The organism is Roseateles sp. P5_E11, from assembly GCF_054049355.1.
Genome location: NZ_JBFUMO010000282.1, coordinates 1 through 7367, shown reverse-complemented (window position 1 = coordinate 7367; position 7367 = coordinate 1). Strand labels below are relative to the sequence as shown.

5 protein-coding genes are annotated in these 7367 nt (G+C 65.4%); 4 read left to right on the top strand and 1 reads right to left on the bottom strand.

Annotation, left to right across the window (positions count from 1 at the left end; translation table 11 throughout):
* On the top strand, positions 1 to 470 hold a 470-nt coding region (locus tag ACXJKR_RS19230), incomplete at its 5' end, for a tryptophan 7-halogenase (protein ID WP_457324177.1).
* Positions 471 to 643: 173 nt separating this feature from the next.
* On the opposite strand, the gene ACXJKR_RS19225 is transcribed toward ACXJKR_RS19230, so the two are convergent.
* On the bottom strand, positions 644 to 1762 hold the full coding sequence (locus ACXJKR_RS19225) for a LacI family DNA-binding transcriptional regulator (RefSeq protein WP_255355213.1): 1119 nt from the start codon (positions 1760 to 1762) through the stop codon (positions 644 to 646).
* A gap of 544 nt (positions 1763 to 2306) precedes the next feature.
* Here ACXJKR_RS19225 and ACXJKR_RS19220 point away from each other — a divergent pair.
* From ACXJKR_RS19220 to ACXJKR_RS19210, 3 genes are all read left to right on the top strand, one after another.
* On the top strand, positions 2307 to 4817 hold the full coding sequence (locus ACXJKR_RS19220) for a dockerin (protein ID WP_457324176.1): 2511 nt from the start codon (positions 2307 to 2309) through the stop codon (positions 4815 to 4817).
* A 161-nt stretch (positions 4818 to 4978) separates the two neighbouring features.
* The gene (locus ACXJKR_RS19215; RefSeq protein ID WP_457324175.1) at positions 4979 to 6622 is read left to right on the top strand and encodes a glycoside hydrolase family 5 protein; all 1644 of its coding nucleotides are present in this window, start codon (positions 4979 to 4981) and stop codon (positions 6620 to 6622) included.
* A 140-nt stretch (positions 6623 to 6762) separates the two neighbouring features.
* Positions 6763 to 7367, top strand: a 605-nt coding sequence (locus ACXJKR_RS19210) for an alpha-L-fucosidase (protein ID WP_457324174.1), incomplete at its 3' end; no start/stop codon positions are given.

The window sequence follows — 7367 nt, the reverse complement described above, 5'->3', positions numbered from 1 at the left end:
CCACCAGCATCCAGTTCATCATGGACAGCGTCGGACGACTGACCGCGCTTCTACCGGACCGTGACTTCGCCCCTTCACTGGCCGATGAGTTCAACCGGCAGATGGCATATCGCTATGAGTCGGCCCGCGATTTCATCATCCTGCACTACAAGCTCGGCGAGCGGCGCGACAGCGAGTTCTGGCGCTACTGCGCCGACATGAGCATCCCGGACGTCCTGGCACACCAGATTGAGTTGTTCCGGGACACCGGTCGCGTGGCCATCATCGATCCAGAGGGCTTCGCGGAACCGTCCTGGGCGTCTCTGATGCTCGGATTGGGGATCTTGCCGCGCCGGCGAGACCCTTATGTCGACCTGGTCGACCTCGACAGCGTCAAGCGGCACCTGTCGACCGTACGGAGTGTCATCCACCGCACCACGCAGGCCATGCCGTTGCATGCAGAGTTCCTTGCGCGAATCGCGAGCCGTTGATGTTACGGACAGGCTGGGCATCGCCGCAGCGGCTGCCTGCGGGTTGCGCGCTGCCAGCGCGAAGAATGGCCTCGTGCTCAGTTCAGGCCGTGGACCTAATCCTGGCGGGCTCGACCTTTCCCTGAGGCATAGCGCCGCAATCGATCGCGCTCGATTGGGTTCCCCGGCGCCATTCAAGCTATGGTCAGGCGAGCCCGACGTGGCGAGGCCAACGTCTTCCCCAGCACGATCTCGGTCGGCAGCACGACGGGGCTTGGCGCAGTCTCGGCGTCGCCTCGATTGCGCGCGTCTATCCGCTGCACAAGCACCTCGACGGCGTGCCTTCCCATTTCATGCAGTGGCTGGTGCACCGTCGCCATCTGCACAGAGCGCGCCATCCAGCTGTTGTCATAGCCGACGACGGACACATCCTCAGGCACGCGGACACCTCGCATTCGCAGCGCCTCAATGCAGCCGAAGGCGATGGCGTCATTGCCTCCGAAAACGGCCTCCGGGAGTTGCCGACCGCTGTGAACCTGAAGCCAATGCTGCATCGCTTCACGGCCACCCTCGACCGTCAGCGGCGCACGAACCACGTGACCTTTAGGAGGCGCAACGCCAGCTTCGGCATACGCACGCAGGTAGCCGTCCACTCGTCGAGTCGCGCCAGAGTATTGGGCTGGTCCACCGACATGCAGGATGCGTCGGTGCCCGATCTCAAGCAGGTGGCGCACCATTTCGTAGGCGCCAATTTCGTTGTCCGATTCGATGTTCACCACGCCGTAAACGGGTTGCTCGGCATGCACGGACACCATGGGCGTGTGTTTTGGCGACCACTTCGCGCCATCATCCGGCAGCCGAGGGGCCAACAGGATCAGCCCATCAACACGGCCGTCGCACAGGGCCGGTATGCGGCTGGGCGCGTCGCGCCAGTCCTTCAAGGTGAAGACGGCAGTTGTCAATCCAGCTGCCGTGGCGCCCTGAATGACGCCACTGAACAACTCGAGGAAGTAGAGGTTCGGCTCTTCTCCCAAAAAATTGGTGACGACGCCTACCGCATCGGTCCGCCGATGCGCCAGCGCGAGGGCAGTGGCATTCGGCCGGTATCCCAACCGCTCTGCAACAGCCAACACGCGATCCCGCGTGTCGACCGAAACCCGCGCTGAGCCACGTCGTCCACCGTTCAGTGCGCCTGAGGCCGCCATTCTGGAAACCCCCGCTTCGCGGGCTACGTCGGCCAGAGTCGGCGCACTACTGCGTCGGCGGCCCTCCGCGGCGGGTTCGGTGGAGTCTTTCGGGCGAGCTGGAGCCACTGAGTTCTAAGCGACAGGGCAGAACGCCACATCTTGAAAGCGGCGCACTTTATAGCACTGCGCCGCCTATGCAGCAGACCGACCTGTTGCCGGTGCGATGCCGGAGCGGGATGCGCCACTGCCAACTCGCGCTGCGTCGGTCGAGGCGGTGCAAGGCGTCATCGGCTCGGCGCGCCTGCATGACCAGCGTCCGATGGCGAGGCAGCCAGCAGCTCTCCTGTCCTCTCAGAGGCGAATTCGAGGCGCGATGACCACGCGACGCGGAGGCTGACTTCGCATAACAAGAATCATTCGGCTTGATCAGCGTGGGCGTTTCCACCGATGCGCATTGGTCTGACCAATAAGATGATATCTCGGTATATCTGTATTCCACATTGCGGAGTTTCCGTGAACTGCGGCGCAACGTGGATCGAACAGCAACTTAGACCCTCGCACCAGCGTCCACCTTGTCGCCGAGGTCGAGCCAGGCACTGCGCCGGCCTCATCACAACGCCCGTCACCGAAGGAGACAACCGGCCGGGCCCCTTTCCTGAAAGGTAGAACCATGAGACTGAAGTTGGGAACCCTGATGCTCGCCATGAGCGCCGGCCCGGTGGYGCTTGCACAAACCTGCGCGCCGACGGCGATCACGCCGTACGTCAACGTCAACGGGACGTGGACGCAAACCTCTTCCGCCACGCTCAAGCTCGGCAGCTCGGCCATCTTCGGCCCGCAGCCCACGTCCGGCGGCTCCTGGAGCTGGAGCGGTTGCGGCACCGCCGGTGCCTCGCGCGAACAGACCATCTCGCCAGCCGCCGCCTGTACGGCCACGGCCACCTACACCAACAGCTGCGGTGCCAAGAGCCAGCAGGCCTTCTCGGTCGGCGTGGGCACCTGGGCCAGCGCCAAGTTCGGCGGCGGCGGCTACGTGACCGGCCTGGTCTTCCATCCAAAGACCAAGGACGTCCTGTATGCACGCACCGACGTCGGTGGCGCCTACCGCTGGGACGCCGGTACGTCGTCCTGGATCGCCATCAACGACGGTTTCACGGCAGCCGAGGGCTTCTATCACGGCGTCGAAAGCCTCGCCGTGGATCCGACCAACGACCAGCGCGTCTACATCGTCGCCGGCATGTCCGCGTCGGCGGACCCGACCGCCCGGCTGTACATCTCCAGCAATCGCGGCAACAGCTGGACCTACGTCAACCTGCCATTCTCGGCGGGTGGCAACAACAACGGCCGCGCCATCGGTGAGCGCCTGTCGGTCGATCCCACCAACCCGTCCATCCTGTTCTACGCCTCGCGCACGGCCGGGCTGTGGAAGAGCGCGGACTCGGGTCAGACCTGGAGCCAGACCGGGCTGTCGTCCACCAAGATGACCCAGGACCAGATCAACAACCTGGGTGGCCAGGTCATGGGCGTCGAGCAGCTGATCTTCGACAACTCGGCCGTCGGCGGCGGTGCGACGACCTGGATCATGTATGCCACCATCGCGCCGGACTATGTCAGCGCGGCCGGCCTGAGCTCCAACCTGTACAAGTCCGTCAACGGCGGTGCCAGCTGGACGCCGGTCGCGACGCCGGTGACCGGCTACCACATCCCGCACGTCGTGCGCGCGTCCGACGGCATGTACTACGTGCTGTTCACCAAGGGCTCGGGCCCCGGCGCCGGTGGCCCCGCTCGCTTCTACAAGTTCGACGGCAGCAATTGGACCCTGCTCAACAGCAACGACAACGCCGGCTACGGCGGCGTGTCCGTCTCCGGCACCGGCTCGACCGCGCGCATCGCGCTCGGCGTCAGCGGCACCTGGGGCAATTACAACGGCCAGCAGATCGTCCAGCTGTCCGATGACGGCGGCCGCAACTGGCGCGAGATCGAGGCGCAGACGCCCGGCGTCACCGCGTCGGGCTGGGTGGACGACATCGAGATCGACCCGTTCAACCGCGACCGCATCCTGCACGTCCACGGCGGCGGCATCATCGAGACCCGGAACGCCTCCGCGTCGGCGCCCACCTGGAGCAACGCGATCAACGGCGTGGAAGAGACCTGCACGCTGGGCCTCAAGACCCCGCCGGCGGGCGCCTCCTATGCCTTCATCAACAGTTCGGGCGACGTCGGCACTTGGCTCCACACCAACCTCTCGACGGCGCCGACGCTGAGCCCCAACAAGAGTTGGAACAACGGCAACTCCGCCGACATGGCCTGGTCCGATCCAACCTATATCGTCGCGAGCGGCCGGGTCAACAACCCGGACGGTTCTGCTGCCGGCGTCGGCTACTGGTCCGGCAACGGCGGCCAGAGCTGGGCGTCGTTCTCCAGCCTCCCTACCGGCGCCTCAACCAACACCAGCGAGGCGTCGAACGTCGCCGTCACGACCCGCAACAACGTGGTCTGGGCGCCGGCTGATTCGGTGCCGTCTTACACCACCAACAACGGCGCCAGCTGGACAGCGACCAACCTGCCTGCACTCGCGATCCAGGGCGGTGTCCCGCGCAGCTACCGAATGGTCGCCGACCGCAAGAACCCGAACAAGGTCTATGCCTACGACTCGGGCGGCGCCTGGTGGACCTACACCCCGGCCAAGGTCTACGTTTCCACGGACGGCGGCCACAACTTCACTCTGAGCCAGGGTTCGGTGTCGGCCAATATGCGCTTTGCGCCTTGGGGTTCGTCATCGATAGCGGTGAATCCCTACGCCGAGGGCCACCTCTGGGTAGCCGACGGCCTGGCCGTGTACCGCTCGGTGGACTCGGGTGCGACCTGGACCAAGCTGACCAACTTCGCGCCGATCTGGAACGGCCGCAATGATTGGCTCGGACCTGAGGTGTCGGGCGCCAGCATCGTCGCGCTGGGCAAGCCAAAGGCCGGTGCCAGCTACTCTGCTGCGGTCTATGTCGTCGGCGTCATCAACAACGTGTGGGGCGTCTGGCGCTCCGACGATGCAGGCGCCACCTGGACACGCCACAACGACGACGCCCACCAGTACGCCGGCGTGGGCGTGATGGCTGCCGACCAGGCGACCTACGGGCGCGTCTATGTCGGTGGCACCTGCCGCGGGGTGAACTACAGCAATTGAACGCATGACTCGGTGGGCTGGCGCGCAAGTCCTGGCGTCAGCCCGCCGACTCAAGTTACGCGTCATCGTCGAGGTCGCTTCCGAGCATCGGACCGGCCTCCCACAACGCTCGTCACCGGAGGAGACAACCGGCCGAGCCCTTCGCTTGGAAAGGTATGACCATGAGACTGCTTCTATCAACCTTGCTCCTGGCCCTCGGTGCCAGTGCAGGCTCGGCCGTTCAGGCCCAGAACTGCGGCAGCGGTGGCGGCGCCACCGTCTGCCTGACGGCCAATGGCACGGCCAACGACATCCAGCTGAACTGGACCGTCAGCGGCGCCGTCAAGTCGTTGGAGGTTTACCGAGACACGGATTCCGATCCCAACGGCCGCAGCCGCATCGCGGTCGTCAACAAGGCCAGCACTAGCTACGGCGACGCCTCGGCCACCACTGGCACGCCCTACTGGTACTGGGTCAAGTTCACGACCAACGCCGGCAGCTACAACTCCGGCTCGGCCACGGCCACGCGCGGCAGCACTTGCGCGCCCACCGCCGTCACGCCCTACATCAACGTCGGTGGCAGTTGGACGCAGACCGCCTCGGCTTCCGTCCCCGCGGGCCAGTCGGCCATCCTCGGCCCGCAGCCGGTCTCCGGCGGCATGTGGAGCTGGAGCGGCTGCGGCACCGCCGGCGGATCCCGCGAGCAGACCGTCACGCCCACCGCCGCCTGCACGGCCACGGCCACCTACACCAACGCATGCGGCGCCAAGACGCTGCAGTCGTTCACGATCGCCGTCGCTGGCGGGATGCGCGACATCACCGCCATGCAGATGTCCAAGGAGATGTCGCCGGGCTGGAACATCGGCAACACGCTGGACGCCACGCCGACCGAGACCTCCTGGGGCAACCCATTGATCAATCAGGCGCTGATGAACGGCATCAAGAACGCCGGCTTCAAGAGCATCCGCCTGCCTGTCACCTGGACGCCACACGTCGACGCCAACGACAACATCGACCCCGTGTGGATGGCACGCGTCACACAGGTCGTCAAGTACGCCCGTAACGCCGGCCTGTACGTCGTCCTGAACCTGCACCACGAAGGCGGTTGGCCGAACAACACCACCTATGCAGCCCAGCCGGCCAACAACGCCCGGCTGACCAAGCTGTGGACGCAGATCGCCAACAACTTCAAGGACTACGACGACTACCTGCTGTTTGCCGCCATGAACGAGGTTGGCAAGGAGAACACGCAATGGGGCGCGCCCAAAGACCCGGAGTGGCTGAACGTCCAGAACGGCTACAACCAGGCGTTCGTGAACGCGGTGCGCGCCACCGGCGGCAACAACGCCAAGCGCCACCTCGTCGCGCAGGCCTACGAGACCAACATCGATATCTCATACGCGTCTGCGGTGCTGCCCACCGACACGATCGCCAACCGGCTGTTCTTCGAGATCCACTACTACGACCCGTACAACTTCACGCTCAACAGCAACAGCAACCAGTGGCAGTGGGGCGTCTCGGCGACCGATCCCAACCGCGAGACCTGGGCCAACGAGCCCTATGTGGACGCCGAGTTCCAGAAGATGAAGACGCGCTTCGTCGACCAGGGCGTGCCGGTGATCGTTGGCGAGTACGGTGCCTACAACAAGCCGAACTACCCGGGCATGCCTCCCTACCGCAAGGCCTGGGCGCAGTACGTCACGCGCTCGGCCTGGCTGCACGGCCTGGTGCCGATGTGGTGGGACACGGGCGAGATGATCGACCGCAACACCGGCGCGGTGAAGACGCCCGACGAGATCAGCACCATCGTCAACGCCACCAAGTGAAGGTCCATTCGAGCGGGCCGACGGCGCCATCCGCCGAATGCCACGCCAGATAAGCAACCAGTGGACAGCGGGCCTGGCGCCCGCACTTTTTCCAAGCGCGGGAAGCCAACGCCTCCCGCGCATTTCTCCTCGTGACTGCCATGACCGCAAAACTCGCCGCCCCTTGGAGCCGCCGCTCCTTCCTCAGCGCCGCTGCCGCCTCCGCCGGCGCCACCGGGCTGACGACCGCCCAAGCGGCGCCGGCCCCCTTCCAGGCCAACTGGGATTCCCTTGTCGACGGCTACCGCACGCCGGACTGGTTCCGCGACGCCAAGTTCGGCATCTGGGCGCACTGGAGCGCGCAATGCGTGCCCGAGATGGGCGACTGGTATGCCCGGCGCATGTACATCCAGGGCAACTGGCAGTACGACCACCACGTCAAGACCTATGGCCACCCGACCCAGGTCGGCTTCATGGAGATCCAGAACCGCTGGAAAGCCGAGAACTGGGACCCGGACGCGCTGCTGGACCTGTACGTGAAGGCCGGCGCCAAATACTTCGTCGCCCTGGCCAACCACCACGACAACCAGGACAACTACAACTCCAAATTCCACGCCTGGAACAGCCTGCGCGTCGGCCCCAAGCGAGACCTCATCGCCGGCTGGGAGAAGGCGGCGCGCGCGCGCGGCCTGCGCTTCGGCGTCAGCAATCACAGTGCCCATGCCTGGCACTGGTACCAGCCAGCCTACGGCTACGACCCCGAAGG